Consider the following 26,971-nt stretch of genomic DNA (forward strand, 5'->3'; position numbering starts at 1 on the left):
GAAATGACCACCACGACCCCGTTCGCGGACATCAAGACCAAACAGCAGAAGATCTGGAGCAGCGGCGACTACGGCAAGATCGCCTGGCTGACCGTGCCACTGGCCGAGACGCTGTGCGCGGTCGTCGACCCGAGGCCCGGTGCGAAGGTGCTGGACGTCGCCACCGGAACCGGCCACGTCGCGATCACCGCGGCCCGCCGCTTCTGCGACGTCACCGGCATCGACTACGTACCGGCGCTGGTCGCTGCCGCGCAGCGCCGCGCGCAGGCGGAGGATCTCGAGATCGACTTCCGGGAGGCGGACGCCGAGGACCTCCCGTTCGCGGAGAACTCGTTCGACTACGTGCTCTCCGCGATCGGCGTGATGTTCACCGCCGACCACCAGAAGGCGGCCGACGAGCTCGTGCGGGTGTGCAGGCCGGGCGGGCGGATCGGGCTCGCCAACTGGACACCCACCGGCTTCGTCGGCGAGCTGCTCAAGACGGTGACGCGTCACGTGCCACCGCCACCCGGTGCCCTGCCGCCCACCCGCTGGGGCACCGAGGAGGCGGTGACGGAGCTGCTGGGCGGCCGGGTCACCGACCTGACCTTCACCACTGCCAGCGCGCGGCAGCGGTTCCCCAGCGCCGACTTCTTCGCGGACTTCTTCCTCACCCACTACGGCCCGACGTACGCGGCGGCGCAACGCCTCGACGAGCAGGGCCGGGCCACGTTCCGCGCGGACCTCGTCGACCTCGGCAACCGTGCCAACGTCGCCTCCGACGGCACGGTGGCCGCCGACTGGGAGTACCGCGTCGCGGTCGCGGCCAAGCGGTGAGCGGTACCAGCCCAGCACCGCGGTGAAGGCCACCTCGCCCGCGCCCGCGCGTCTCCCTCCAACGCCCAAGGGGAGGCGCTGCGCGCCGCCGTGCCTGTTCAACGCAGTGGAGGTGGCCTTCACCGCGGTCGGACTCGCCGCGCTCGTCGCACGCTTGACCTCGACATTGGTGGAACTTCTAGGGTCGTGCGTACCGGACGAAAAGGAGGAACCGATGCTTCCTGGTCTTGACGAGCCGACGAGTGAGCGCGCGGAGCGGCGGCTGCGCGAGGAGCGCGAAATCTGGATCACGACCGTGCGCTCGGACGGGCAGCCCCAGGCGTCACCGGTCGGCTTCCTGTGGGACGGCGCCGAGTTCCTGGTGCTGAGCCAGCCCGGCACCCCGAAGGTCGGCAACCTGGCCGGCAATCCGAAGGTCGCCATGCACCTCGACCTCGACCGGGACAGCGAGGACGGCAGCGTCCTGACACTCGAGGGCGTCGCCACACTCGACGGCGAGCCGCTCAGCGCGGACGAGGCGGCCCTCTACGTCGACAGGTACCAGGACGTGATCCGGGCGGCGCAGCTGACTGAGCAGGAGCTGTTCGCCGAGTTCTCGTCGGTGATCCGGGTGCGGCCCACCCGCGTGCGGTTCCACTGATCAACTTCCAACACGCCACATTTTCTAGGGTCCCTGATCTCGCAAACCACAAGATGTAGTGTTGCTCCCGCTGGTGGTTCACCTCGTTCGCGCGGGGTGAGGCAAGAGGGAACCCGGTGCGAGTCCGGGACTGCCCCGCAGCGGTGAGCGGGAACGAACGCCGTCACCGTGCCGTCGACGGACGGCGCGGTAGCGCACTGGGCCGACGGGCCTGGGAAGCGACGGCCAGTAGGCCCGGCGCGGTCGCGAGATCGTGCCCGCCCGCGAGTCCGAAGACCTGCCACCGGTACGCGCACCGCCGGTGCGCGTGTCCGGGGGCCCCGAGGGAGGGCTCGCACGGGTCGGCACCGTCGCCGCATCACTGTGCTCTCGTCGCGCCTCGCGCGCCCCCGGCATCGGCTGTCGAGCTCGCGAGGAGAGAGCTGTGACCCATAATGTGGCGGCAACGCCCGAGAGGAACGCACCCGGCGAAGCGCCGCCCGGAGTGCGGGTGGTCCGCAGGGACGGGAGCGTGTCGCCGTTCGACGCGGGCAAGATCTCGGTGGCGCTGACGAAGGCGTTCCTGGCGGTGGAGGGCGACGACGCCGCGGCGTCCTCGCGGATCCACCACGTGGTCGCCGAACTCACCGGGCAGGTGGAGGCGTCGCTGTTGCGGCACACCGGTGCTGAGACGGCGCTGCACATCGAGCACATCCAGGACATCGTCGAACTGGCCCTCATGCGCGGCGGCCACCACAGGGTCGCCCGCGCGTACGTGCTGTACCGGGAGGAACGTGCCAAGGCGCGCGAGCAGCGCGTTCCGAGGCGGGACGAAGGCGGGTTGACGGTGCGGGCCGCGGACGGCACGGCCTCGCCGCTGGACTGGCAGCGCGTGACCGAGCTCGTGGAGGAGTCGGTCGCCGGGCTGGAGGGCACCGCGGCGCAGCCGGTGCTCGCCGAGACGCGCCGCAACCTCTACGACGGCATCAGCGCCGAGGAGCTGGCACTCGCCCTGATCATGGCCGCCCGCACGCTGGTGGAGCACGAGCCGAACTACTCCTATGTGAGCGCACGGCTGCTGCTGGACAAGCTGCGCGGGGAGGCCCTGACGCACCTCGCGGGGGAGCCGAGGCAGGCCGATCATCGGCAGCTGGCGGACGGCTACGGCGACTACTTCCGCGCCTACGTCCGGCGCGGGGTGGAGCTGGAACTGCTCACTCCCGAGCTGCGGACGTTCGACCTCGACCGCATCGCGGCGGCGATCCGTCCCGAGCGAGACCTCGGCTTCGGCTTCCTGGGCCTGCAGACGTTGTACGACCGGTACTTCCTGCACGAGCGCGGCACGCGGTTCGAGCTGCCGCAGGCGTTCTTCATGCGCGTGGCGATGGGGCTCGCACTGCGCGAGGACGACCGCGAGGCGCGGGCGGTGGAGTTCTACGAGCTGCTCTCGACGTTCCACTTCATGGCGTCCACCCCGACGCTGTTCAACGCTGGCACCACGCGCCCTCAGCTGTCGTCGTGCTTCCTCACCACGGTGGACGACGACCTGAACGCGATCTTCCAGGGCTACCAGAACAACGCGCTGCTGGCGAAGTACTCGGGCGGGCTCGGCAACGACTGGACGCCGGTGCGCGGGCTCGGCGCGCACATCAAGGGCACCAACGGGCAGTCGCAGGGTGTGGTGCCGTTTCTGAAGATCGCCAACGACACCGCGGTGGCCGTGAACCAGGGCGGCAAGCGCAAGGGCGCCGCGTGCGCGTACCTCGAGACCTGGCACGTCGACATCGAAGAGTTCCTCGACCTGCGCAAGAACACCGGCGACGAGCGCAGGCGCACCCACGACATGAACACCGCCAACTGGGTGCCCGACGAGTTCCTTCGCCGCGTCGAGGCCGACACGACGTGGACCCTGTTCTCCCCGGACGAGGTTCCCGACCTGCACGACACCTACGGCAACGCGTTCGCCGAGCGCTACCGCGAGTACGAGGCCGCCGCCGACCGCGGCGAGATCCGGGTGTTCCGCCGGGTGCGCGCGGTGGAGCTGTGGCGGCGCATGCTGACGATGCTGTTCGAGACCGGCCACCCGTGGATCACGTTCAAGGATCCGTGCAACCTGCGCTCGCCGCAGCAGCACGCCGGAGTGGTGCACTCGTCGAACCTGTGCACCGAGATCACGCTCAACACCGGCGGCGACGAGGTGGCCGTCTGCAACCTCGGCTCGGTGAACCTCGCCCGGCACGTCACGCGCGACGGGCTCGACGCCGAGCGTCTGGAGCGCACCGTCACCACCGCGGTGCGGATGCTCGACAACGTGATCGACATCAACTTCTACACGATTCCCGAGGCCCGCAGGGCGAACCTCCGACACCGCCCGGTGGGGCTCGGGCTGATGGGCCACCAGGAGGCGCTGTTCGAGCAGGGCATCGCGCTGGCCTCCGATGCGGCGGTGGAGTTCGCCGACCGCAGCATGGAGCACCTCAGCTACTACGCGATCGCGGCCTCCTCGCGGCTCGCGGAGGAGCGTGGGCCGTACCAGAGTTACGAGGGTTCGCTGTGGAGCAAGGGAATCCTGCCGATCGACTCCCTGCGGTTGCTGGCAGAGCACCGCGTTGGCGACGGGCTTGACGTCGACTATTCGTCCACTCTGGACTGGGACACCCTGCGGCAGCGGGTCCGCGCCAGCGGGATGCGCAACTCGAACGTGCTGGCGATCGCGCCGACGGCCACGATCTCCAACATCTGCGGCGTCGGCCAGTCCATCGAGCCGCAGTTCCGGAACCTGTTCGTCAAGTCCAACATGTCCGGCGACTTCACGGTGGTGAACCCCTACCTGGTGCGCGACCTCAAGGAGCGCGGCCTGTGGGACGAGGTTATGGTGTCGGACCTGAAGTACTTCGACGGCAGCCTCGGCGAGATCGGCCGGGTGCCGGACGAGCTGAAGGCGCTGTACGCCACGGCGTTCGAAGTGGACAGTCGCTGGCTCGTGGACGCCGCGTCGCGCAGGCAGAAGTGGATCGACCAGGCGCAGTCGCTGAACCTTTACCTCGCCGCGCCGAGCGGGCGCAAGCTCGACGAGCTGTACCGCTACGCGTGGCACAAGGGCCTGAAGACCACCTACTACCTGCGGGCGCAGTCGGCGACCCACGTGGAGAAATCCACGCTGCGCGGCACCGACGGCAAGCTCAACGCCGTCGCCCCCGCCGTGCCCACGGTGCCCACCGTGTCGCCCGAGCCGGCGGCGTGCCGGATCGACGACCCCGACTGCGAAGCCTGCCAGTAAAGGACTATCGACCTGTGACGACAATGCAATCCTTCACCGTCGACCGCGGCGCCGACCGGGTCAGCGTCGACGACAAGGCGATGATCAACGCCCGCGCCGACGTCAACCAGCTGCTGCCGCTCAAGTACGGCTGGGCGTGGGAGAAGTACCTCGCAGGCTGCAACAACCACTGGATGCCCACCGAGGTGCCGATGCAGGCCGACATCGCCCTGTGGAAGTCGGCCGACGGGCTCACCGACGACGAGCGGCTGATGCTCAAGCGCAACCTCGGCTTCTTCGCCACCGCGGAGTCGCTGGTGGCCAACAACATCGTGCTCGCCGTGTACAAGCACATCACCAACCCCGAGTGCCGCCAGTACCTGCTGCGACAGGCGTTCGAGGAGGCCGTGCACACCCACACGTTCCAGTACATCTGCGAGAGCCTCGGCCTCGACGAGGGCGAGCTGTTCAACATGTACCGGGAGGTGCCCTCGATCTCCGACAAGGACGCATGGGCGCTGCGCTACACCCGGAACCTGGAGAACCCGGGTTTCGCCACCGGCAGCGCCGAGGCCGACCAGAACTTCCTGCGGGACCTCGTGGCCTTCTACGTGGTGTTCGAGGGCATGTGGTTCTACACCGGATTCGCGCAGATCCTGTCGCTGGGCCGCCGCAACAAGATGGTCGGCATCGCCGAGCAGTACCAGTACATCCTGCGCGACGAGTCGATCCACCTGAACTTCGGAATCGACTGCATCAACCAGATCAAGATCGAGAATCCGCACCTGTGGAGTCCGGAGTTCCAGGCGGAGGTGCGTGGGATGCTCACCGAGGCGTGCGAGCTGGAGGTCGCCTACGCCCGCGACACCATGCCGCGCGGGATGCTCGGGCTCTCGGCGGCGTCGTGCGAGCAGTACATGCACTTCATCACCGACCGGCGGGCACAGCAGCTCGGGCTCGCTCCGGTCTTCGGCGAGGACGAGAACCCGTTCCCGTGGATGTCCGAAACCATGGACCTGAAGAAGGAGAAGAACTTCTTCGAGACACGGGTGATCGAGTACCAGAGCGGAGGCGCGCTGGACTGGGACTGACCTGAGACCAGCCGCAGTGAAGGCCACCATGCCTGCGTTGGATGCAGTGAAGGTGGCCTTCACTGCGGTCGGCGCCCCTAGAAGTCGGCCGCCTTGCCGATGTAGATCTCCGAGAACGACGCGGCCGCGGCGGGGGAGGCGAGCAGACGGCGCAGCCGGGCCTGCGCCAGCCGCGCGCGGAACGGGTCCGGCGGCGGGTCGAGCGTCGAGCTGTGGAAGATGTCCGACAACCACTGCGAGAACTCCTGGTACTGCCACACCCGCGCCAGGCACGTCTGCGAGTAGCGCGCCAGCGGCTCGTCGTCGCCGCCGAGGTAGTGCGTGAGGATCGCCGAGGAGAGGTGGAACGCGTCGTGCAGGGCGAGGTTGAGGCCCTTCGCCGCGATCGGCGCGACGACGTGGGCGGACTCGCCCGCGAGGTACAGCCTGCCACGGGACATCGGTTCGGTGACGTAGTTGTGCATGCTCAGCACGCGTTTCTCGATCAGCGGTCCACTGGTGATCGGCCCGTCCGGCACGCCGAGCCGCGCGTGCAGCTCCTCCCAGACGCGCTCGTCGGGCCAGTTCTCCTCGGCGTCGCCGGGAGGGCACTGCAGGTAGAAGCGGGTGACCTGCGGGGTGCGGGCCATGTGCGCGGCGAAGCCACGCGGATGGATGCCGAACATGACGCCGTCGGAGCTCGGCGGTGCCTCGGCGAGCAGTGCGAGCCAGCCGACGCCGTAGTCGTGACTCAGCGTCCGCCCGCGGACGAGCCTGCGCGTAACGCCCTGCGCGCCGTCGCAGCCGGCGACGAAGTCGCAGTCCAGCCTGGTGGGCGTGCCGGTCTCGGGGTCGGAGAAGGTGACGGCCGGGGCGCCCGACTCGATGTCTCGCGGCACGGCGTCGATGACCTCGAACAGGACGCGCCCGCCGCGCTCGACGTAGCGCGAGACGAGATCGGTGACCAGCACCTGCTGTGGGTAGACGAAGTGCCGTTGCCCGGCCCAGCGGGTGTAGTCGAACGGGTGCCGGGCGCCTTCGAACCGGAACTCGAACTCGGAGTGGGTGGGGGCGGACCGCAGAAGCCCGTCGGCCAGGCCGTGCGCGTCGAGGCCGCGCACCGCCCACTCCTCGATGAACCCGGCGCGGGGGCGCTGCTCGATGAAGGCCCGCGTTCGCGCCTCCAGCAGCACGCAGTCGATGCCGTTGTCGTGCAGGATGTTCGCGAGTGCCAGCCCTGCCGGTCCGGCGCCGATCACGACGACACGGGTGCTATCGGCCACGGTGACCTCCCCAAGTACGGCGTTACCCATCTTGCTGACTCGGGGATGGGAAATCAACGAGCTACCGCCTGCCGCGCCGGCCGACCCCCAGCAGCGGTCGGCGCGGCAGGCGGGCTATGGGTGGGTGAGTCTCTCCATGAGCAGCCCGACGAAGTGGTTCATGTCGGCTTTCAGGCAGGGGGCCTGCGCGTGCTTGCCGTTGCAGCCCTCACCCCAGCCGGCGCCGTCGCCGTAGTCGATGAACGTGTGCGGGGTCCCGGCCGCGACAAGGTTGTCGCGCGTGACCAGGTTGGTGTCGCGCGCGATGCTCTCGGTGAGCGCCTGCGGGAGGTTGTCGGCGAGGTTTCCGCCGTTGCCGGTGTACATCGCCACGCCCATGCCGCGCAGGGACTGCACGTGCTGGGCGGGGCTTGTCTCGTTCCACACCGTGTCCAGGGGCCACACCGGCACGCCGAAGATGGCGTCCGGCGGCACGGTGGGCGTGCCACCGGCTGACAGCTGCGTGGTGCCGACCACCGCCACGCGCTGGGCCTGGTTCAGCAGGTCGAGACCGCCCGAGAAGCTGCCGACGTAGCCGAAGAGCTCCGGTCGCTTCTGCGCGTAGTGGAACGCGCCGAAGCCGCCCATCGAATGCCCGGAGATGGCCCGGCCGTCCCGGCCGGCAATGGTGCGCAGGTTGGCGTCGACGAACGGGATCACCTGGTCGAGGTGGAAGTTCTGCCAGTTCTGCGCGCCGAGCGAGGCGGGCGGGTTGACCCAGTTGGTGTACCAGCCGCGCCCGGAACCGTTGGGGGCCACGGTGATCAGCGGGACACCACCGGCCGTGGACTCCTCGAACATCTGCTTGTTCAGCAGGCTGTCCGGGTAGTCGGGGTGGCCGTGCAGGTGGTACTGCACCGGGTAGCGGGTGTCGCCGGAGGAGTCGTAGCCCTCCGGGAGCGTCACCATGATCACGTGCTCGCCGGAGGTCTGCCCCTGCAGGGTCGAGTAGCGCGGCACCTCGGCCGTGCGCACGACGAACTTGAACGTGCGCCGCTCGTCGTCCACCCACCACGGCTGCCTGACGACCGTGAGCCCGTGGCCGTCGGCGAAGACCGGTGGCGCGGCGGCCGCCCGCGCGGCCGGGGCGGCCCCGGTGAGGCCGAGCACGCTCATCAGCGCGAACGCGACACCCAGTGCCGCCAGGGTTCTGCGTCGCCTCATCGGCACTCTCCCTCGCACAGCGCGGCGTCGGCCACGCCGGGGGACGACGGGGCCTGGGGGTTCATGTTGGAGCTGGTCATGCTCGACGCGAACCGGCCGTCGTCCGTGGCCATCGTGAGCGACGAGTGCCCGGTCGGCGAGGTGCCGTCGTGCCTCCACGCCACGACGCCGCACGACCGGTACTGGCTGCGCTTGCCGAGCCCGTAGCCGTCCGGGTGTTCCGGTGGGAACGCACCGTCGTGCGCATCTCGGCGAGCGCCTCCGGTGACACGACTGTCGTCCATCGCCGCGCGGACCAGCGCGGCCGGCTCGCAGGTGCCGGCCGGTCGCGCCGTCGCGCCGCTGGCGTTGTCGGGCAGCCCGGCGGTGTGGTTGAGCAGCGTGAACGTCTTGGTCTGGCTGCCCGCGCGGAACGGGCCGGTCGCCGTGACCGCCCGGTCCCCGCCTACGTCGGCCGACCCGCCGGCGAGCGTCCACCAGCCGGCTCCCCGGCCCGCGTGGACGGCGGCTCCTGGGCCCGCTTTCCCCTGGTGCCGGTCGAGGACGGCCTGGGTGCCGGCGTCCTCGTTCTCCTGTGCCGCCGCGGGTGCGATCGGGACGGTGCCGGCGAGCGGGACACCGCTCACAGCCCCGGCCAGCCACCGGGTGGTCGTTCTGGTCATGTCTCCCAGTTCGGTGAGTACGGTGGGTTGCGCAGGTCACGCTCGCGCGGCCGGTGTCCATTCGCCGTCGAGCGGGTTCTCGGGCTTTGGTTCCCCTTGCTGCTCCGGCGCACTGTCCGAGCCGGACTCGGAAGAATCGGGGGAATGGGCGCCGGATTCCTCGGAGGCAGTGGTGGACGAGCCGGACGAGTCGCCTCCGCCCGCGAGGTCGCCGATGACGGTGAGCCCTTCCTTGACGACGTTGAGCACGCCGACCGCGCCCTCGATGAGCTTCACCAGGTTCTCGCCGCTGGCCAGCAGCGCGGCCAGCTTGGCCGCGATCTGGCCGCCGTAGTCGACGGCGATGGCCACGCACTGGGGGATCGCCTGCGCGATGCTCGCTCCGAATGTCGCGGGCGCCGCGGCGATCGCCTGGGTCATGATGGGCACGATCTTGCCGACGGCCTCGGTGATGAGCCGGGTGACGATGTCGACGACCTGTGCCACCACCTCGCCCGCGGCGATCATCGCCTTCGAGTTGGTGGCTGCGGTTTCGGCGATCGACGTGATCCCGTCGACCAGTTTGGTCGCGGTCTCCGTGTAGTTCGTCTTGGCGTCACCGGACCACTCGCTGGTCTCTTTGTCTACTGTGGAGCCATATTCCCGGGCCACGGAGCCCGCGCCCTGCGCCGCGCTCTCGTGCTCACCGGCGGGTCCCGACACCGAGTCCGGCTCACCCCGCAGCTGCCCGAGCGGCTCCTCCAGGAACGAGATCATGGGGGTGAGGAAGTCGCACCCGGCGCTCGCGAGCGCCGACAGCGGGCTCGCGGTCGAACCGAGCATGCCGAGCGAGACCGCGGGCTCGCCCGCGATCTCGACCGAGAGCCATTCCTTGCTGTGCACGGAGTCGCCGGCGAGCCGCAGCTCGGCGAGTGCTGTGCTGATCTCCACCGCCGAGCGTTCCTCGGGCGAGCCCTCGGTGTCCTCCAGGGAAGGGTGCTGGGGGTACGTCGTCGTCGCGTTCACCGGGTGCCCTCCCCGATGCCGGTGAGGCCGCCCGCGTGCTCGGAGTCGGAGTCCTCGTACTGGTCCGCGGCCCGCCGCATCCCGTCACCCACTTTGTCCAAGGTGGACGCCGCGTGTGCGAATGCGCCAATCGTCTCGGTCATCGCCGCACCGATTCCGGCGGTGATGAACTGGGCGAAAGCGCCCAACGACCGGGCTCCCATCTCGCCGGGCAGCGCGGAGCCGATCGACGACAGCCGGTCGGCGTGCGCGGCCAACCTGCCCGCGTGCGCGCGCAGCTGCTCGGGGTCGACGGTGTAGGACGGATGTGGGCTCATCGCACGACCTCCGCGGGGAGGTGCTGCGTGATCTGGGTGAGCGCCGCGTTGTCGCCGAGATAGCCGGCCATCACCTCGGCCATCCGCGCGGCGGCGATGCGCTGGGCCTCGCGGGCGGTGCTGACGATGAGCGCCGCGAGGGCCTCGGCTTCGAGCCTGCGCGCCATAGGCGTCAGCTTGACGTCCTGGAGGGCGCCGGTGGCGTTGACCGACACCGTGACCTCTCCTCGGGCCGACGTCGCGGTCGCCCCGGTCTCCTGCAGGCTCTCGCTCGCCTGCCGTGCTCCGTACGCCGCGCGCTCAAGGCGGTCGCGGTACTCGGCCAGCCACTGCGCTGGTTCCATGAGGGTGTCCTTTCCTTCGTGTGGATGTGCTAGCCGCGGGCCGCGGTCGCCGCTTCGGCCAGCGTCCTGATCAGCTCGTTGTGCCGCAACGGATTGATGCTCACCCAGCCGCGAGTGTCGCTGTCCACCCTGACCCTCCCTCTCGGACTGTCCAGCCACGACAGTTCGAGCGGGCGTTCGACGGCGCCGGTGCCAGGACGGCGCACCACTCCCAGCTGTCCGCGGCCCACCACCGAGGGCACGAGGTTGACGAGCGCGTCGACGGCGGCCTCGTCACCCCCGCGTTCCCGGACCAGGGTGCGCACCCGCTTGCGGGGAGCGGCGATGCCGGCCGTGTTCTCCAGCAGCCGCAAGGCGTCCCCGATGACGCCGGGAGGCAACATGATCGGCATCGCAGACGCGGCCGTGGCCTTCGGGATGTACTTCGTGAACGCGTCGGTCAGGGCGGCGGCCGGGACGCGCGTGACGGTGACCGGGCCAGGGGTGCGGCCGATCGACTGGCGGCACACCACGGCGTGGGCCCCGGCGATCATGGCGACGACGCCCGTCACCGTGACGCCGTCGACCACCACCAGGTCGACCGCGTTCCGGTGACCCCGCAGGGCGGCGACCAGGTCCGCCGCGAGGCCGGCCGGGCCGCGTCCGGTGGCCAGCCGCCGCTCGGCGAGCGTGCGGCCCGCCGCGGCGAGCAGCGCCGTGCGCTCGCCCTCGATCCGCCCGAACGACGGCACCCGCAGCGGGAACGGAAACCGCACGCCGGCGAACGTGCCGAGAAGATCCAGCTCCGTCAGTGCCAGCTCGACGCCGTCGCCGGTGGCCGGTGCGATCGTGGCCGTCACGACGACCGCCCCGCCGCCTCGGAACGACCGGTCGCCGTGTGCCCGCCCGGATCGGCGGACTCCTCCGCCGCACGCAGATCCTCGCCGGAGGAGTCCTCGTGCTCCTGGTACTTCCGCTTGGCCTCGGACAGCATCTGCTGGTACTCCCGGACCTCGCGCTCCGTGGCCTTGACCTCCCCGGCGAGACCGGAGCTTCCCGCCGCCTCCCGCAGCCGCGTCGCGAGGTGCACGGCGGGTGGCGCGGTGCCGAGCATCGGCAGCCGCTCGGCCAGCCTGCTCGCGGTCGCCACCAGGTCCCCGGTCAGGTCGCCCAGCTCGGCCAGCGTCGTGATCCGCTGGTCGAGCAGGTCCAGCTCGAGCTCGATCCCCTTGCCGTCACTCATTGGTCGACCTCCCCTTGAAGACCGATGACCGCTTCACTGCCGGGCTCCTGCAGCGGGAACAGCTCGTGGTCGATCGTCGGCAGCCGGTTCTCGTGCTCGTCGTCGTCGGAGCCGGGGCGCGCGCCGGCTGCGCCGGGCGGCACCATGCCGCCCATCGCACCCGAGCGGGAGGCGGCCGCCTCGGCGGCGAGCTGCGCGGCCGAGGCGGGTCCGCCGTGCATCGCCATCGAGCCGACCCGCATGCCCTGGGCGAGCGCGTTGGCCGCCTGGCCCATCCCCGCGACCTGGCCCATCCCTGCGGCCTGGCCGATTCCCGCCGCCAGGCCCCCGCCGGGGAGCGTGCCCGTGGTGGCCCCGCCCGCGAGTCCCTTGGCCGTGCCGCCGCCGGAGCCGACGAGGCTCTGCCACGACGGCGTCGCGCTTGCGGTCGTGGCGGACGACGGCGTGGTGGCGCTGGTCGGCGTGCTCGCGGCCGCCGGGATCGTGCCCCGCGCCTGACCGATCAGCTCGCTCGAGCTCGTCAGGCTGGTCTCGTAACCCTGCATCGCGCGCACTGCCTGCTGCTTCTGCATGTCCGTGGTGCCGGCGCCCGTGTAGAAGCTGAACCCGGCGCCGCCCACCGCCCCGAAGGCGCTGCCGGTGTCCGAGGTCGTGGTGCTCGGCTGTGGCTGCGCGGGCTGGAACTGCGACGCCATCCGCCGTCCGAACGCGGCCCAGTCGGACGGCGTCGGTGCGGCCGTGGCCGGGGTGCTCGTAGTCGGCGCCGTGGTGACACCGGCCCAGTTCGCGGCCGCGTCGGTCATCGGAGCGGCCGGGTCGCCGGGCGGCGGTGGCATCATGGCCCGCGCCCTCGCCAGTGCGTCGGCCGCCTGCTCCGCGGCCTGCTCTCCCGCGTGAGCGAGCTCGGCGAGCTTCTCCACCCGGTCGGCGAGCACGTCGAGCCTGCGGGCGGCCTCCTCGGCGCCCGTTCCCCGCCAGCTCTCCAGCAGCGCGGTCCGCTGCTCGCGCAACACCTCGGCGTGGTTGACGAGTGCGGCCCGGTGCTCGGCCCACTCCGCGGCGACGGTGCTGACGTCGGCGACGTCGGCGTCCTGCCACAACATCTGGTACAGCTCCTCGTGGCTGTACGCGTCCCAGTTGACGCCGCCCTGCGGCGGTGCGGGCTGACCGAAGTACACATCCCACACGCCGGCGACGCCCGCCGTCGCCGGCTCCTCGGCCGGGGACACCGGCTCCGGCCGTGTCCCCGCCGATGACGTCTCGCTTGCCACCCGAGAATCCCCTTTCCGGTCGCCGACCTCTCATCGGCGTGGGGAGATATTCACGGGAAGCGGGCACAGCGTGGAAGGTCGCGGAGCGGCCATTTCTGGCCGGTGGCATTGACCTGGGGAAACGCCCTAACGGCCGGTGCGGTAGGACTTCGCGAGGTGCTCCTGGAGCCGGGCGTGGCGGAACTGGTAGACGGCGCCCGACTGCCGCAGCACGCCCCGCCGGTAGGCGTCGTCGAGCAGCGTGCCGATCGCCCACGGCAGCTTGCCGGAGAGCGGGAGCCGGAGGCGGGTGAACAGCAGCCAGTGGCCCCACGCCGTGAAGGCGATGATGTACCCGGTGGCCGCGCTCAACCCGCCCGTCAGTCCCACCGTCAGGCCACCGGACGCGTACCAGTTGATGTCGAACGGCAGCGAACCGAGCAGGGCCTTCACGGCGCCGGTGACGGGGAAGCCGGCGAACGTGATGGTGAGGGCGAGGGCCAGCGCGAGGGTGGCGGCGAGGCGCAGCACGGTCGTGCGGTTGGCGGCGAGCAGATCGCCCGGGCTGGTGGCCGTGGTGAGGTTGGCCGGTGCCTCCAGCGCGGCCGCGAGCGCCAGCACCACACCGCAGGCCAGACCGAAGACGGCGGTGAACGTGAGGGCGTCGCCGACGATCGCCTGCACGAGGGTGTCGGCGTCGGAGGCGATCTGCAGATACGGTGCCAGCGCCCTCACGAGAAGATTGCCGAAGGTGTAGACAACGCCCGCGACGGCGCCGCCCAGCGCGCCGGCCGCGAACCGGGTGATGATCTTGCGGCGGAGCCCTGGTCGCAGGCTCGACCGGTCGAACAGCCGCACCCGGACCCGCGCCGGTTCGAGGACTCTGTCCTTGCGCACCACCATCAGCACGTACAGCAACGCGAACGGCAGGCCGATGACCAACCCGGTCAGCAGCCCGTCCACCAGCACGACGTCCCAATACAAGGGTATGCCGAGGACGAGCCCCGCCACCGGGGTGAAGAACAGCCAGTGGACCAGCGCGGTGGCCAGGATGATCGTCCCCGTCGCCAGCAGGACACGCGAGGACCGGCTGACGGGGCCACCGATTCGCCACCATTCGAGGTCGCCCGTGCCCCGGCGGTCGAGGTCGTCGGCGAGGAAGCCGAGCCAGCGGCGCACGCGGCCGACGTCCCAGCTCTGGCCTTGGCCGTCGGGCGAGGCCGACTGTCCGCCGTAGACGGTGGGCACGAACGTGTCGAGCAGGTGGTCCTCGATGGCCTCCCGCGTGGGGAATCGCGTGGTGTTGAGCAGCTCGGCGGGGTCGCGGTCGCGCGAGTCGCTGTAGACGGTGCGGGCGAGCCCGACCATGAGCGGCGTCTTCAGCGCTGCCGCCAGGTTGGCCGACGCGCCGGACCCGCCGTCCTCGCGCAGCGCACTGATGACGGTGTCCCACGCGGTGCCGTTGCCGTCGCCGGTGGTCACGCGGCGGGCCGTGCGGGGCAGGTAGCCGGCGAGGTCGTCGGGCGTGAGGTCGGTCAGCTCCACCACGGCGGCCGAGGTCAGCACGTCCACCACCGTCACGGCTCGTTCGTACTCGTCGAAGCGGCTGGTCAGCAGCAGCGGCATCGACACGGAGTTGAGCGTTTCCAGGGCGGGACGGTGGAGACCCTCGGCGATCTCGTCGAACCCGTCGAGGACGGGCAGGATGCGCCCGGTGTCGACCAGGACGGCCGCGAGCGTCGCGCCGCCCGGCGCGGCGGCCGCGAGGCCGGGGTGGTCGCGCTGCAGCATCTCGACCAGCCACGTGCGCAACGGCGTCCTCGTCGGATCCCACGAGCCGATGTTGAAGATCACCGGCACCGCGGCGCCCGGTGTGCGCGCGGCGAGCGTGTCGAGCACGAACCGCAGGGTGAGCACGGTCTTGCCCGATCCAGCGCGTCCCAGCACCACCAGCCGTCGTGACGGCACGCGCCGGTAGGCGGCCGCGACGTCGCCCACCTCGCCCGCGAGGTCCAGCGGCCTGGCGGTGACGCCGGCCGGGACGCGGCAGATGTTGTCCCAGTGGTCGGCCAGCCCTTCGGGCGCCTGCCGCCACCGGACGGGCAGTGGGAAGGGGTCGTGCACGCGGCGGAGTTCTTCCTCGCGCCGCAGGCGGGCCGCGATGACCCTGGCCAGGTTGTCGGCGGCCTCCGACACCTCAGGTGGCACGGCGGGCAGAGCGCTGGGGACGGGGTTGAGCGGAACCTGCTCCGGCGGCTCCGCTGTGGCGGCCGGCGCGGGTTCCGGTTCCGGCGGCTGCGGGTGCTTGCCATCGGCGGCCGCCAGCAGACCGCGGCGCTCGTCCTGGGTGACGTCCAGCGCGTCGGCGAGCAACGTGACGGTGCCGATGCGCGGGTCGGTTCCGCTGCCGGTCTCGAGCCGGCGAATGGTCCGGACCCCGACGCCGGACCTCGCGGCCAACTCGTCCTGCGTCAGGCCGGCGCGCCGCCGTGCATCGCGGAGGAGGACGCCGAAACGGTCGGCCACGTCGGTGTTCCTTCATGCAGGCGGCGGGTCGCGATGATCTTAGTGAGAGGCGACCGGCCATGAATGGCAGGTGCTCGACCTGGTCCCTGACCAGCGAAAGCGGCGAGACTGCGCTGATGTCAGCGAGGTTCCGCTACTGGTGTGGCGAGTGCGGCCACAAGACACCGTGGCTCGATGAGGGCGAGGGCGCCGAACGGCTCGCGGATCACTATCTCCGGCGGCATCCGGGTACCGAGCCGGGTGGCGACTTCGAGATCCGGACCGGCGAGCGGCAGCGCAGCGGCTGTCTTGGCGGGGTGGCGCGGCTGTTCCTGCTTTTCCCCGGCTGACCGTGGACCTCCGTGGGCCCTCGGCGAACCGGCGCGGGCTCGGGTTCCGGCGCCTGCTCGGTGGCGCGCAGCGCGGCCGACCGCTCCTTCGGCTCGCACGGCTCGCCGGTGGGCAAAGGACGGGACCGAGCAGCGAGTAGGCGAGGAACGGCAGCGCCAGAGGAAGAGCAACGTGGTGACGCAAGGCGGGACATCCCAGATCATCGCCGGGATCTGGTCGGCGGATCGCACAGGACACCACCACGGTGATCACGATGGCGATCACCGAGGCGGTGTTGACGAGCAGGATGATCGGGATCGCCCACAGCGCGCCCAACAACGTGACCCGAAAGACAGACCGGGCGGCGGCCGATGCGGTCGGTGAGGCCGGCCCGCGCGATGGTCGCGCCGATGCCGACGGCCGAGCCGACGCAGCGTGCGAAGATCGTCTGGCCGCTCGTCGCGAGTTCCGCGGACTCCAGCTAGGAGATCGGGTCGGTGACGGCGACGGCGTAGCCCGCCGTCTCGGCGATCCGCAGCCCGATGCCGCGCAGCACGGTGCGCCAGTCGTCGCGCAGCACCTGCACGATCGGCGCCTTCACGATGTCACCGCTCTCGCGGAGGCCCTCGAACACCGGCGGCTCGGGCACCTTCGCCCGCACGACGCAGGAAGGAGCTTGCAGCGCGGCGACGAGTTTCGCGGTCCCGGCGGGTCTGTGCACAGAGGAACCCGATCAGGAAGGAAACTGGGCATGCCGACGAGCGCAGGAACGATGACGCACCTCTACAGCGTCGTGCCGGTGAGCGACCGGGCCGCCGCACTCGGCTGGTTCGCGGCGTTCTTCGGGCGGCCCGCGGACGAGGTCGTGGGCGGCGAGGCACTCTGGCGGGTCAGCGACACCGCGTGGGTCGTCGTCGACGAGCATCCCGAGCGGGCGGGCAACGCGCTGCTCACCCTGAGCGTGGCGGGGCTCGACGCGATACTGGCTCGCCTTGTGGCCCACGGTGCCGGGCACGAGCCGGTGGAGACCTACGGCAACGGTGTGCGCCATGTCGTCGTGGTGGATCCGGACGGCAACCGGCTCTCGCTCGCCGAGGCGCCGTAGGCGAGGACGTCGTTCAGCGGCGGGGAGTCTTGGCCGGGAGCGAACGCGCGTAGCCGACCCCGAGGGCGACCCACCGTTCGAGCTGGTCCCGCGCGCGGACGGCCGAAGCGTCGACGTGGAGCCAGCCCCGCAGCTCGCGTCCGCGCATCACCATCGGCTGTACGCCGGCCTCACCGGTCAGCACGCCGGTGTCCTCCGGGTCCACACGCACCATCAGCCCGCCCTGCCCGCTGGCCGCGACCGCCATGTTGCCGTCCACCAGGAACGCCAGGCCGCCGAACATCCTCCGCTCGGTCAGGTGCTGCTCCCGGGCGACCAGTTCGCGGACGCGGTCGGCGAGTTCGTGGTCGTAGGCCATCCCGGGAGTATCCCGCGCGGGAGTGCCGGGGCGCCACGGCGCGCGCCGACGGATCGGTAGCGTGCCGGTATGGGTGCTGCCGGGCGGGTCCGCCGGTGGGCGGTGCGCGGGCTCGCGCTGCTGCTCGGCTGCCTGCTGGCGTTTGCCTTCCCGGCGCCGGCTCTGTGGTGGCTCGGCTGGGCCGGTCTCGCCCCGCTGCTGATGTTGTTCGCGCGCGCGGGGTCGTACCGGGAGGCGGGCTGGCGAAGCTCGCTGGCGTCGGTGGGGTTCTTCCTCACGTTCTTTCACTGGGTGCTACCGCAGGTGGGGCTGCTGGCGCTGGCGATGGCGATCGTCGCCGGTGTGCTGTGGGTGCCGTTCGGCCTGCTGACGTTCCGGCTGTTGCGGGAGCCATCACCGGCGCGGGTGGCGCTGGCGGGCATCGTGCTGCCCTCGGTGTGGGTGAGCGTCGAGGCGGTGCGGTCCTGGCAGCACCTCGGGGGTCCATGGGGGCTCCTGGGACTGACCCAGTGGCAGGTGCGGCCGGTGCTCGCGCTGGCGGCGCTCGGGGGAGTGTGGTTGCTCAGCGCCGTGCTGGTGGCCGCCAACGTCGGGTTCGCCGCCGCTGCCCTTCCCGGGGCGAGCCGCGCGGTGCGGCTCGCGGGCGCGAGCCTCGCCGTCGTGGTCGCCGGACTCGTCCTCGGCCACGGGCTGCTGAGGCCGGACGCGGCGGTGACCGGCACGATCCGGGTGGCCGGGGTGCAGGCCGGCGTCGTCCACGATGCCGAGCAGCGGTTCGCCAGGCACGTGGACCTGACCCGCACCGTGAGGGGCCACGGGCAGGACCTGGTGGTGTGGGGGCAGAGCAGCATGCCGTTCGATCCGGCACAGCGGCCCGACGCCGTGAGCCGGTTGCGGCAGACGGCGGAGTCCGTGGGCAGCGACGTGCTGGTGAACGTCGACGCGCGGGGTACGGACGGCCGGATCAGGAAGACGACCCAGCAGTACGGCGCCGGGGGACTGGTCGGCACGTACGAGAAGCGGCGGCTGGTGCCGTTCGGCGAGTACGTGCCGATGCGGTCGCTCCTCGGTGGTCTGCTCCAGGACACCGGGATCGCCGACGAGGACCGGGCTCCTGGGGTCGAGCCGTCGATCCTGCGGGCCGGAGGGGTGCGGCTGGGCCCGCTCATCTCCTACGAGTCGATCTTCCCGGACCTGCGCCGGGAAGTCGTGCGACACGGCGCCGACGTGACGGTGGTGCAGGGCTCGCTGACGTCGTTCCACGGAACCTGGGCGCACCCGGTGCAGGCGAGTGCCGAGGCGGTCCGGGCCGTGGAGTCCGGACGATCCGCCGTGCTGGTGGAGCTGGACGGCACGTCGGCGGCCTTCGACGCGCAGGGCAGGCGGCTGGCGTGGATGCCGCCCGACGAGCGGGGGATCTTCGTGGTCGACGTTCCGATCCACGAGGGAAGCACGCTCTATGTCCGGTGGGGCGACTGGGTTCCCGCCACGGCGTACGTGATCACCGCGGTGACGCTCGTGTTTCTCGGCTCGCGCGTGTTGCTCCGTCGCTGACGACGGCGGCGTGGAAGTCGTCCCCGGGGTCCGGGGTTGCCGGTACGGTCGGGGACGGGGGATCCGTGGCGAGGAGTGAAGTGCGGTCTGACGACGTGGCCCCGCACCGTCCGCTCGTGTCTCTCGACGAGCGGACCCTGCTCGCGCTGGCGCGGTGTCGCTAGTGGACGGTGCGTTTCGATGCGGTGGCTTCGATTCCGGACAGTAGGAGTTCCAGTCCGAACGCGAAGTAGGCGTCCTTGTCCTCGCATTCGGTCAGCGGTCCCGCCGCCTCGACCAGCCGGGGATAGGTCTTGGCCGGCAGCGACTCCAGGAAGGTCCGGGCGTGCCGGGGATCCGCGAGCCGGCCGGTGGCTCCGGGCACCCCGCTGACGAGGTTGGTGACCGTGCTCAGCGCGTGACGGACGATCTGGGTCGCCTCCGCGGGGGAGAAACCGCCGCGCCCCAGGATGTCGAGCGCGGTCTCGATGGTGCGCAGGCTGCTCTCGGAGGTGACGTTGCGGGTGGCGAGCAGGGGCGCGGTCGCTGGGTGCGCGCGCAGCACGGTGACGATCGACTCCAGCAGCGTGCTCAGCTGCCGTGGCCACGGGGCGGACGCTTCCACGCCGGGAAGGTCGATCTCGTCGTAGAGCAGTTCGACGATGCCGTCCAGGAGCTCGTCCTTGTTGCGGAAGTGCCAGTAGAGGGCCATGGGCGTCACGCCAAGGTCCTTCGCGAGCCTGCGGATCGTCACCGCATCGAGCCCTTCGGCGTCAGCGAGCGCGACCGCGGCCCCGGCCACGGCGCGGCGGCTGAGGGGCGTGCGCTCGTCGTCGGCCGGGCTTCGGCGTTCCGGTTGTGTCATCGCTTGACAATATACAGCGTACAGGGGCACTGTACGATGTACATGTACAACGTACAGGAAGAGGTGGCCAATGAACCTGAAGCAGTGGCTCTACCGTGGCGGCAGGCCGAACGGGGTGGCGCGCGTCCTCGATCGGGGAACGGCCGCGGTCTACGCCCGCGGCGTCGCCCCTGACTACCTCGTCACCCTGGAGGTACCAGGGCGGCGGTCCGGCCGGACCGTCAGCGTGCCGCTGGTGATGGTGGTCGTCGACGGCGAGCGCCACCTCGTGTCGATGCTGGGGGAGCGGGCGAACTGGGTGCGCAACGCGCGCGCCGCGGGCGGTGAGGTCACCATCCGGCACGGCCGCCGCGAGAAGGTGTGCCTGCGGGAGGTGCCGCCGGAGCGCCGCGCCGCGATACTCCGCGAATACCTTCGGCGGGCGCCCAACGCCAGGGCACACGTGCCCGTTGACAAGGACGCGCCGCTGGCCGAGTTCGAGCGGCTCGCGCCGGACCTGCCGGTGTTCCGGGTCGGGCCGCGGGCTACTCGGGGGCCGGGCCCAGCGTGACGTCGTCGGGCGGGCCGTCGAACCCGTTGGCCCAGTATCGGCCGCGCAGCGACAGGGTGAGGAGCATCTGCGTGATCTCCTCGGCCGTCATCGTGGGCTCGTCCTGCTCGAGCCACCACTGCAGGATCGCCACCTGCTCGCCGACCCATGCGCGGGCGAGCAGCTCTGGCTGGATCCGCATCGTCACACCGAGGTTGGCGGCGCGCTCGGCGAAGATCCGCGCCGCGCTGGCGGTGCGGATGTCGATGAAGGTCCGCAGGGCGGTGCCGTGTCCTTCGCCGCGCAGGATGACGCGGTACGCGTCGCGTTCCTCCCGCGCGTGCCGGAACAGCTCGAGGGCGGGCTTGCCGGTGAAGCCCCTGGACGACTCAGGGGCCAGCGGCACCAGCCGGGCCTGCAGCTCCGCGTGCACGTCGCTGACGATCTGGTTCAGCAGCGCCTGCTTGTCGCTGTAGTACTTGTAGAACGTGGCCCTGCTGATGTCGGCGTGCTCGGTGATGTCCTCGACGGTGACGTTGTCGAAACCGTTCTGGAGAACCAGCTCCACCATCGCGTTTCTCAACAGGCGCTTGGTTCGCCTGGTCCGGCGGTCCTCGGCCATCTGCCCTCCAGGTCGGCGGAGTCTCCAGGTGACGAAGTTTACAACTCGCTACACCATGCAGGTTATTGGACATCACGTTCGCGGTGCTCAGTGGAGCAGGGCCTTGGCGATACCGTTCTTCTGGATCTCCGAGGAGCCGGTGAGGATGCGGAACATCCGCAGGCGGCGGAACAGCCACTCGATCTCCGATCCCTTCACCATCCCGGCCTTTCCGTGGATCTGCATCGCCGTGTCGGCGATGGTGAACGCGTTCTCGGCCACGAAGAGCTTGCACATGAACGCCTCGGTCCGGGGCCGCCTGCCCTCGTCGAGCGCGGTCAGCGCGGCGTAGGTCATCGACCGGGCCGCGTAGAACGCGGTGGCCATGTCGGCGATCTTGTGCTGAATGGACTGGAGGTCGGCCAGGGTCCCGCCGAAGACGGCGCGGTTCTTCGCGTGGGCGATGGTGAGCTCGAGAACGCGGCGGGCGTGGCCGAGGACGGTCGGGCAGTGCAGCAGCCGGTTGGTGGTGACCCGCCCCAGCCCGATCCTGAGGCCGTCGCCGATCTCGCCGAGCAGCTGTCCCGGGCCGACGTAGCAGTCGTCGAGCACGATGTCTGACTCGATGTGCTGGCCCGAGAGCGGAACCTCGCCCGGCAGCACGGTGCAGCCGGGGGAGCCGAGGTCGACGAGGAACGCCGAGTAGGTCTCCTCGGTGCCGGCCATGCGTGCGACGAGGATCGAGAAGTCCGCGAACGGGCCCGCCGAGCTGAACACCTTCCGCCCGGTGATCCGCCAGCCGTCACCGTCCGGCGTCGCGGTGGTGCGCATCGCGCGCACGTCCGAGCCGGCGTCGGTCTCGGTGAGCGAGAAGCAGCACGCGCGGTCGCCTTCGACGACCGGCACCAGGTACCGGCCGAGCTGTTCGGGGGTGGCATAGGCGAAGATCGCCCCGGCGCGAAGCGGGCCGCCCATGTCGCCGAGCACGCTGTGGTAGAGCGTGCGCCCCGACGCCCCGACCTCCTCCTTCAACGCGGCGAGCTCGGTGTGGCTGAGCCCTCGGCCGCCGTGTTCCGGAGGCAGGTGGATCCCGTAGAAGCCGAGTTCCCGGCTGCGTTTCCACACCGGCTGGAGCACGGAGCGGTCGTAGGCCGTCTCGGGTCCGAGGTCGTGGGCGCGTTCGTAGTCGGCGAGCTCGCCCTGGAGGTAGTCGCGCAGCTTGTCCACGACGGGCTTGATGTTCGGGAGCTCGTCGTAGCCGGGCATGAGGTCGAAGATCATCGTGGTCTCCTGTCAGTTCACGGCCCGGTCGGCACCGGCCCAGTACGGCGCACGCACCGCGCGGCGGTCGATCTTGCCGTTGCGGTTGACGGGCAGGGCGCCGACGACGTCGACGGTCCGCGGCTTCTTGAAGCGGTCGAGTCGTTCGGCGCAGAACGCGATCAGCTCCGCCGGATCGATCTCCGCGCCGGGTTTGGGGACCACGACGGCCTTGACCGCCTCGCCCCACTTCTCGTCGGGCACGCCCACCACGCACGCCTCGGCGACGGACGGGTGCTCGTAGATCGCGGCCTCGACCTCGCTGCAGTAGATGTTGAACCCGCCGGAGATGATCATGTCCTTCTTGCGGTCGACGATGAACAGGTAACCGTCCTCGCGGAGGTAGCCGATGTCGCCGGTGAGCACCCAGCCGTCCCGGAACGTCTGCGCGGAAAGTTCGGGTTCGTTCCAGTACGCGCTGACGCAGTCCGGGCCGCGCACCACGAGCTCGCCCATGGCTCCCGCGGGAACCGGCTCGAACCGCTCGTCCACCACCCGGACCTCGGTGTCGAACAGCGCGCGCCCGCAGGAGAGCAGGAGGTCGGGATCGCTCTCGATGCCGCGCACGATGTCGTCGCTGGTGAGCACCGTGACCCCGCTCGTGGTCTCCGCCTGTCCGTAGCCCTGCATCACGATGGGCCCGAACAGCTCGACCGCCTCGCGCAGCCGCCGAGGGGACACCGGCGCACCGCCGATCCGGACGGCTTTGAGCGAGGAGAGATCCGCGGTGTCGCGACCGGGATGGCCGAGCACCATGTTGAGCATCGTCGGCACCAGGAACGTCGAGGTGATCTTCTCCTTGGCGATGGCGTCGAGGAAGTCCTGCGGGGTGAACGACGGCAGCACGACGATGGTGGTGCCCCGGCTCAGTGCGGCGAGCACGCCCATGCCGGAGGCGTGGGTGATCGGGCCCGCGACGAGGTACGAGTCGTCCGGGGACGCGGCCACGTCGGGATCCATCAGCCGCTTGCGCACGTTGGCCAGCCGGTTTCCGGTGGTCTGCACCGCGGCCTTGAGCTTGCCGGTGGAGCCGGAGGTGAAGTGCAGGACGCAGGGCGCCTCGAGGTCCACGTCGATCGCGACGGGCTCGTCGGCGCCCTCGGCGAGCAGGTCCGCGTAGGTCTCGGCTCCCGGCTGCTCGCCGTCGAACACGACGAGGGGGATGTCCCGGCCGCTCCCGCGGATCGCCTCCCGGCCGGTGTGAGCGTGGGCGGCGTCGGTGAGCAGCATCCGCACGTCGGCGTCGGCGAGGATGTGGCGGGCCTCCTCACGCCCGAGACGGTGGTTGACGGGTACGCGCAGCAGCCCGCCCTTGTACAGCGCGACCTCCACCTCCACGAGCTCGGCGCGGTTGGACGCGAACGTCGCCACCGCGGCGCCGCTGCCGATGCCCCGGCTCGCCAGTGCCGATGCGAGCCGGTTCGAGCGACGGTCGAGATCGGCGTAGGTCCACCGCTGTTCGCCGCAGACGAGCGCGTCGCGGTCAGACCAGTACGACGCGCTGCGCGCGACGAGCCGCCCGAGGTTGGTCAGCATGTTGTCCCCATCCAGCAGAACTAATCACCAAGACTGAATACGTTCACTGTGAACGTTTATATACACAGTGTCTACCAGTTCGACTGCGCGATGTCCAAAGGTTGACAGCACGTTTACTTATATACAAGATGTCGCAGACCAGTGGCCGTCAGTCAGAGAGGACTGCGCATGGCATCGAGAAAGGGCAGGAGCCTGCTCGCCGTGCTGGCGATCGTGACTCTCGCCGGATGCGGGACCGCGGCGGGCGAGGGCCCGGACGCGCCGGGCAGCCAGATCCGCTACATCGTCCCGTTCAGCTCCGGCGGCGGCACCGACACCGCCGCGCGGGAGACCGCCCGCACGCTCACCGGCACCGGGATCGCCCGCGGAGACGTCTACGTCGAGAACCTCCCGGGGGCGGGCGGTCTGCTCGGCATCCAGACGCTGGCCCGGCAAGGCGACGACAACACGCTGATGCAGTGGGTGGACGTCCTCGCGCCGCTCTACCGGGAGGGCGCGCCGGTGGGGCTCGACGACCTGCGGCCCGTGGCACAGCTGGCCACCAGCCCGATGGTCGTGGTCACCGGCGCCGACTCCCGGCTGCGGACATTTCAGGACCTTCTCGACGGCATGGCTGCCGGCGAGGTCACCTTCGGCCTGTCGAGCACCCTGCAGTCCAAGGAACCGTCCAAGTGGAAGGAGATCGCCGAGGCGCGCGGCATCGATCCTGCGGGGCTGAACTTCGTGCCGAGCGAAGGGGTCGCGCAGGTCATCCCCGACGTGGTCAGCGAGCGGATCGACGTCGCGCTGGTGGTGCCGACCCTCGCTCGCAGCTACCTCAACAAGCGTGAGCTGCGCGCCCTCGGGATCACGGCGGACGAACGGCTCCAGTCCCTGCCGGATGTGCCGACACTACGGGAACAGGGAGTGTCCACTTCGTACTACCGCGCGCAGGGCGTGATCATGTCAGCCAAGGCGTCCGACGACGCGGTCGCCTACTGGGCGGAGGCGTTGCGCGCGGTCAGCCGCAGCGAGGAATGGGCGGAGTACGCGGAGAAGAACGGCCTGCTCGTCCAGTACAAGGGGCCGGAGGAGTACGCGGAGTGGCTGCGCACCGAGGGCGCCACGTTCGGCCGCTACCTGAGGGAGCGTGACTGACGTGGCCGAGCGCACCCGTCGCGGACGCGTCTCCGCCTTCCCCGTGCTCGCCTGCCTCTGGATCGGCACGGTCGTGTGGCAGGCCGTCGAACTCGCGCTGCGGCACACCGACGACAGCGCCGACCTCGGCCCCGCGTTCCTGCCGCTCGCGCTGGGCGTGGTCGTGCTCGTGCTGCTGGTCGCCGACCTCGTCCGGCAGGTCCGGACAGAGCGCGCGGAACCGGCCGAACCGTCGGACGCGCTGGGCACTGGCCGGCGGCTGCGCCGGTGGTTCGAGCCCCCGCCGCGAAGGTTCGTCGCGCTGGCCGTGGTCGCGGCTGCGTTCGGTCCGTGGATAGGCCTCGCCGCGGCCATGGTCGTGCTGATCCTCGGCTGCCTGCGCTACGTCGAGCAACGCACCTGGAACCGGGCGGTGCTGACCACCGTCGTGCTCGTCGCCGCCCTGTACGTGGTCTTCGTTGTGCTGCTGCAAGTGCGCATCGAACTCCTGCCCGCCTACTGACGCGCACGCGCGCCCTCACGAAAAGGATGTGCCGCGGTGGAAACCTTGACCCTGCTCAGCGGCGGGCTGACCGCCATCCTCTCCGACCCCGCGACCCTCGCCTGGTGCGCACTCGGCGTCACGATCGGAACCGTCGTCGGAGCACTGCCGGGAATCGGCACGGTGACGACCATGGCGGTGCTACTGCCGCTGACGTTCGGACTGTCCCCGGTGAGCGCGCTGGTGCTGCTCGTCGCCATCTACCTGGGCGGAATGTTCGGCGGACGGATCAGCTCGATCCTGCTCAACATCCCCGGTGACGCGTCGAGCGTCGTCTCGACGTTCGACGGCTACCCGCTCGCCAGGCAGGGCCGCGTCGGCTACGCGCTGACGCTGAGCGCCGTGGCGTCGTTCGTCGGCGGCCTGATCGGGTTCGCCGGCCTGGCCCTGCTCGCCGCGGTGCTCGCGAAGGCCGCGATCCTGTTCGGACCCGCGGAGTACTTTCTGCTCGTCTGCCTCGTGCTGCTGCTGACCTCCGGCATCTCGAACGCCACACGCTCGAAGGCGATCGCCGCCGTGAGCCTCGGCGTCATCATCTCGACGGTGGGCCTCGACCGCATCACCGGCGACGAACGGTTCACGTGGGGCATCGTCGACCTCTGGGACGGTGCCGACCTCGTCGTGGTCGCGATCGGCATCTTCGGGCTGTCCGAGGTGATCGTCCGCGTCCGTGACGGCGGCCGGATCGACTCCAGCGGCAAGCTGCCGCTGCGCTCGCTCTTCCCGCCGGTCCCCACCGTCACCCGGTACGCGCCGAGCATGGCACGCGGTGGCCTGATCGGCTTCCTCATCGGGATCTTCCCCGGCGCGGGCGCGTCGATGGCGACGTTCATCGCCTATGCCGCCGAGAAGACTCTCGGCAAGGACCGCGAGACCTTCGGCAAGGGCAATCCGCGCGGGCTCGCCGCGCCGGAGGCGGCCGACAACGCCTCGGTGGGCGGGGCACTGATCCCCACCCTGTCGCTCGGCATCCCCGGCTCGGCGAGCGGCGCGATGATCCTCGGCGGCCTGGTGATGGTCGGCCTCCAGCCGGGGCCAGAGCTGTTCACCAAGTCCGCCGACATCGTGTGGGCGGTGATCGCCGCGGTACTGGTGGCCAACGTGCTGCTGCTCGTCCTCAACACGGTGCTCGTGCCGTTCTTCGCCACAGCGCTGCGGGTGATCTCGCCGTATCTCACCGTGTTCATCGCGAGCCTGTGCTTCGTGGGCGTCTACTCCCTGCGCGGCAACTTCTTCGACGTCCTGCTGATGGTCGCGTTCGGACTGATCGGATACCTCATGCGGCGCTCGGGATACCCGCTGACCAGCCTGCTGCTCGGGGTGGTGCTCGGCCCGATGCTGGAGGACAACCTCCGCAGGGCCCTGCTCGTCTCGCGGGGCGACTGGTCGGTCTTCTGGTCCAGCCCGGTGACGGTGATCCTGCTGACCACCATCGTCGTGGCCGTCGCGGCACTGCTGGCCCACGCCGTGTGGCGGCGCGCCCGGTCCCGCGCCGGCCGCGCCTCGGTGATGGGCTGACGGCCCGCGTTGTTATCGCCGTCGGAGGACCGATGACCCGTCC

Annotated in this window: 27 protein-coding genes and 1 riboswitch; of the genes, 11 read left to right on the top strand and 16 right to left on the bottom strand. The window is 70.7% G+C overall.

Features of this window, described 5'->3' with window-relative positions:
* The first annotated feature begins 3 nt into the window (after positions 1-3).
* The 4 genes from FCN18_RS06040 (at position 4) to FCN18_RS06055 (ending at position 5,785) form a co-directional block, all read left to right on the top strand.
* Complete coding sequence (locus FCN18_RS06040) at positions 4-816, top strand: class I SAM-dependent methyltransferase (protein ID WP_137093731.1); 813 nt, start codon at positions 4-6, stop codon at positions 814-816.
* Between the two features lie 214 nt (positions 817-1,030).
* Complete coding sequence (locus FCN18_RS06045; protein ID WP_137093734.1) at positions 1,031-1,456, top strand: pyridoxamine 5'-phosphate oxidase family protein; 426 nt, start codon at positions 1,031-1,033, stop codon at positions 1,454-1,456.
* Positions 1,457-1,513: 57 nt separating this feature from the next.
* A riboswitch (cobalamin riboswitch) is annotated at positions 1,514-1,755 on the top strand.
* 137 nt (positions 1,756-1,892) lie between these two features.
* Complete coding sequence (locus tag FCN18_RS06050) at positions 1,893-4,715, top strand: ribonucleoside-diphosphate reductase subunit alpha (protein WP_137093969.1); 2,823 nt, start codon at positions 1,893-1,895, stop codon at positions 4,713-4,715.
* A gap of 23 nt (positions 4,716-4,738) precedes the next feature.
* Entirely contained in the window at positions 4,739-5,785 is a 1,047-nt protein-coding gene (locus FCN18_RS06055; protein WP_112270031.1) for a ribonucleotide-diphosphate reductase subunit beta, read from the top strand.
* A 77-nt stretch (positions 5,786-5,862) separates the two neighbouring features.
* Here the strand turns inward: FCN18_RS06055 and FCN18_RS06060 are convergent, their stop codons facing one another.
* The 10 genes from FCN18_RS06060 to FCN18_RS06105 all read right to left on the bottom strand — a co-directional run bounded on the left by FCN18_RS06060 (position 5,863) and on the right by FCN18_RS06105 (position 15,576).
* Positions 5,863-7,047, bottom strand: a complete 1,185-nt coding sequence (locus FCN18_RS06060) for a 4-hydroxybenzoate 3-monooxygenase (protein WP_228713681.1) — start codon at positions 7,045-7,047, stop codon at positions 5,863-5,865.
* A gap of 114 nt (positions 7,048-7,161) precedes the next feature.
* The gene (locus FCN18_RS06065; protein WP_113644231.1) at positions 7,162-8,250 is read right to left on the bottom strand and encodes an alpha/beta hydrolase; all 1,089 of its coding nucleotides are present in this window, start codon (positions 8,248-8,250) and stop codon (positions 7,162-7,164) included.
* Positions 8,247-8,912 carry a serine hydrolase domain-containing protein gene (locus FCN18_RS06070; RefSeq protein WP_112270037.1) on the bottom strand — a complete coding sequence of 222 codons (666 nt, stop codon included), beginning with the start codon at positions 8,910-8,912 and terminating at the stop codon, positions 8,247-8,249. The genes FCN18_RS06065 and FCN18_RS06070 overlap by 4 nt, the downstream gene beginning before the upstream one ends.
* 36 nt (positions 8,913-8,948) lie before the next feature.
* On the bottom strand, positions 8,949-9,917 hold the full coding sequence (locus FCN18_RS06075; protein ID WP_228713683.1) for a WXG100 family type VII secretion target: 969 nt from the start codon (positions 9,915-9,917) through the stop codon (positions 8,949-8,951).
* Positions 9,914-10,234: a type VII secretion target gene (locus FCN18_RS06080; protein ID WP_137093738.1), complete on the bottom strand. Its 321-nt coding sequence runs from the start codon at positions 10,232-10,234 to the stop codon at positions 9,914-9,916. Before FCN18_RS06080 ends, FCN18_RS06075 begins: the two co-directional genes overlap by 4 nt.
* On the bottom strand, positions 10,231-10,578 hold the full coding sequence (locus tag FCN18_RS06085; RefSeq protein WP_137093740.1) for a YbaB/EbfC family nucleoid-associated protein: 348 nt from the start codon (positions 10,576-10,578) through the stop codon (positions 10,231-10,233). Before FCN18_RS06085 ends, FCN18_RS06080 begins: the two co-directional genes overlap by 4 nt.
* Positions 10,579-10,607: 29 nt before the next feature.
* On the bottom strand, positions 10,608-11,417 hold the full coding sequence (locus FCN18_RS06090; RefSeq protein ID WP_137093742.1) for an ESX secretion-associated protein EspG: 810 nt from the start codon (positions 11,415-11,417) through the stop codon (positions 10,608-10,610).
* Positions 11,414-11,800: a hypothetical protein gene (locus FCN18_RS06095; RefSeq protein WP_112270043.1), complete on the bottom strand. Its 387-nt coding sequence runs from the start codon at positions 11,798-11,800 to the stop codon at positions 11,414-11,416. Before FCN18_RS06095 ends, FCN18_RS06090 begins: the two co-directional genes overlap by 4 nt.
* Entirely contained in the window at positions 11,797-13,071 is a 1,275-nt protein-coding gene (locus tag FCN18_RS06100) for a hypothetical protein (RefSeq protein WP_228713685.1), read from the bottom strand. The genes FCN18_RS06095 and FCN18_RS06100 overlap by 4 nt, the downstream gene beginning before the upstream one ends.
* Before the next feature lie 126 nt (positions 13,072-13,197).
* Entirely contained in the window at positions 13,198-15,576 is a 2,379-nt protein-coding gene (locus FCN18_RS06105; protein WP_137093744.1) for a helix-turn-helix domain-containing protein, read from the bottom strand.
* Positions 15,577-15,692: 116 nt separating this feature from the next.
* Between FCN18_RS06105 and FCN18_RS06110 the strand changes: the two genes are divergently transcribed.
* Positions 15,693-15,905, top strand: a complete 213-nt coding sequence (locus tag FCN18_RS06110; RefSeq protein WP_137093746.1) for a hypothetical protein — start codon at positions 15,693-15,695, stop codon at positions 15,903-15,905.
* A 461-nt stretch (positions 15,906-16,366) separates the two neighbouring features.
* Here FCN18_RS06110 and FCN18_RS40040 read toward each other — a convergent pair whose 3' ends face one another.
* Entirely contained in the window at positions 16,367-16,606 is a 240-nt protein-coding gene (locus tag FCN18_RS40040) for a hypothetical protein (RefSeq protein ID WP_228713686.1), read from the bottom strand.
* 30 nt (positions 16,607-16,636) lie between these two features.
* On the opposite strand from FCN18_RS40040, the gene FCN18_RS06120 reads away from it, so the two are divergent.
* Entirely contained in the window at positions 16,637-16,990 is a 354-nt protein-coding gene (locus FCN18_RS06120; RefSeq protein WP_228713688.1) for a VOC family protein, read from the top strand.
* Positions 16,991-17,003: 13 nt separating this feature from the next.
* Here the strand turns inward: FCN18_RS06120 and FCN18_RS06125 are convergent, their stop codons facing one another.
* Positions 17,004-17,348 (bottom strand): TfoX/Sxy family protein, encoded by a 345-nt coding sequence (locus FCN18_RS06125; RefSeq protein ID WP_112270051.1) that lies wholly within the window; start codon positions 17,346-17,348, stop codon positions 17,004-17,006.
* Positions 17,349-17,417: 69 nt separating this feature from the next.
* On the opposite strand from FCN18_RS06125, the gene lnt reads away from it, so the two are divergent.
* Positions 17,418-18,902 (top strand): apolipoprotein N-acyltransferase, encoded by a 1,485-nt coding sequence (gene lnt, locus FCN18_RS06130; protein ID WP_137093749.1) that lies wholly within the window; start codon positions 17,418-17,420, stop codon positions 18,900-18,902.
* 160 nt (positions 18,903-19,062) lie between these two features.
* Here lnt and FCN18_RS06135 read toward each other — a convergent pair whose 3' ends face one another.
* Positions 19,063-19,746, bottom strand: coding sequence for a TetR/AcrR family transcriptional regulator (locus FCN18_RS06135; protein ID WP_137093751.1), 684 nt, complete (start codon positions 19,744-19,746; stop codon positions 19,063-19,065).
* Between the two features lie 70 nt (positions 19,747-19,816).
* Between FCN18_RS06135 and FCN18_RS06140 the strand changes: the two genes are divergently transcribed.
* Complete coding sequence (locus FCN18_RS06140; RefSeq protein ID WP_137093753.1) at positions 19,817-20,296, top strand: nitroreductase/quinone reductase family protein; 480 nt, start codon at positions 19,817-19,819, stop codon at positions 20,294-20,296.
* Here FCN18_RS06140 and FCN18_RS06145 read toward each other — a convergent pair.
* The 3 genes from FCN18_RS06145 to FCN18_RS06155 all read right to left on the bottom strand — a co-directional run bounded on the left by FCN18_RS06145 (position 20,271) and on the right by FCN18_RS06155 (position 23,732).
* Positions 20,271-20,897: a TetR/AcrR family transcriptional regulator gene (locus FCN18_RS06145; protein ID WP_112270059.1), complete on the bottom strand. Its 627-nt coding sequence runs from the start codon at positions 20,895-20,897 to the stop codon at positions 20,271-20,273. The two genes, FCN18_RS06140 and FCN18_RS06145, sit on opposite strands and share 26 nt — an antisense overlap.
* 87 nt (positions 20,898-20,984) lie before the next feature.
* Entirely contained in the window at positions 20,985-22,157 is a 1,173-nt protein-coding gene (locus FCN18_RS06150; protein WP_112270061.1) for an acyl-CoA dehydrogenase family protein, read from the bottom strand.
* A gap of 12 nt (positions 22,158-22,169) precedes the next feature.
* Positions 22,170-23,732 (bottom strand): acyl-CoA synthetase, encoded by a 1,563-nt coding sequence (locus FCN18_RS06155; RefSeq protein ID WP_137093755.1) that lies wholly within the window; start codon positions 23,730-23,732, stop codon positions 22,170-22,172.
* 168 nt (positions 23,733-23,900) lie between these two features.
* Here FCN18_RS06155 and FCN18_RS06160 point away from each other — a divergent pair, with 168 nt between their 5' ends.
* From FCN18_RS06160 to FCN18_RS06170, 3 genes are read left to right on the top strand one after another with little or no spacing between them, the layout of a single operon-like run.
* Entirely contained in the window at positions 23,901-24,869 is a 969-nt protein-coding gene (locus FCN18_RS06160) for a Bug family tripartite tricarboxylate transporter substrate binding protein (RefSeq protein ID WP_137093757.1), read from the top strand.
* A complete protein-coding gene (locus FCN18_RS06165; protein WP_137093760.1) occupies positions 24,862-25,371 on the top strand; it encodes a tripartite tricarboxylate transporter TctB family protein in 510 nt (169 codons plus the stop codon). The genes FCN18_RS06160 and FCN18_RS06165 overlap by 8 nt, the downstream gene beginning before the upstream one ends.
* Before the next feature lie 36 nt (positions 25,372-25,407).
* On the top strand, positions 25,408-26,928 hold the full coding sequence (locus FCN18_RS06170; protein WP_137093761.1) for a tripartite tricarboxylate transporter permease: 1,521 nt from the start codon (positions 25,408-25,410) through the stop codon (positions 26,926-26,928).
* The last annotated feature ends 43 nt before the right edge of the window (positions 26,929-26,971 follow it).

The organism is Prauserella endophytica (assembly GCF_005146945.1).
Taxonomy (GTDB): domain Bacteria; phylum Actinomycetota; class Actinomycetes; order Mycobacteriales; family Pseudonocardiaceae; genus Prauserella_A; species Prauserella_A endophytica.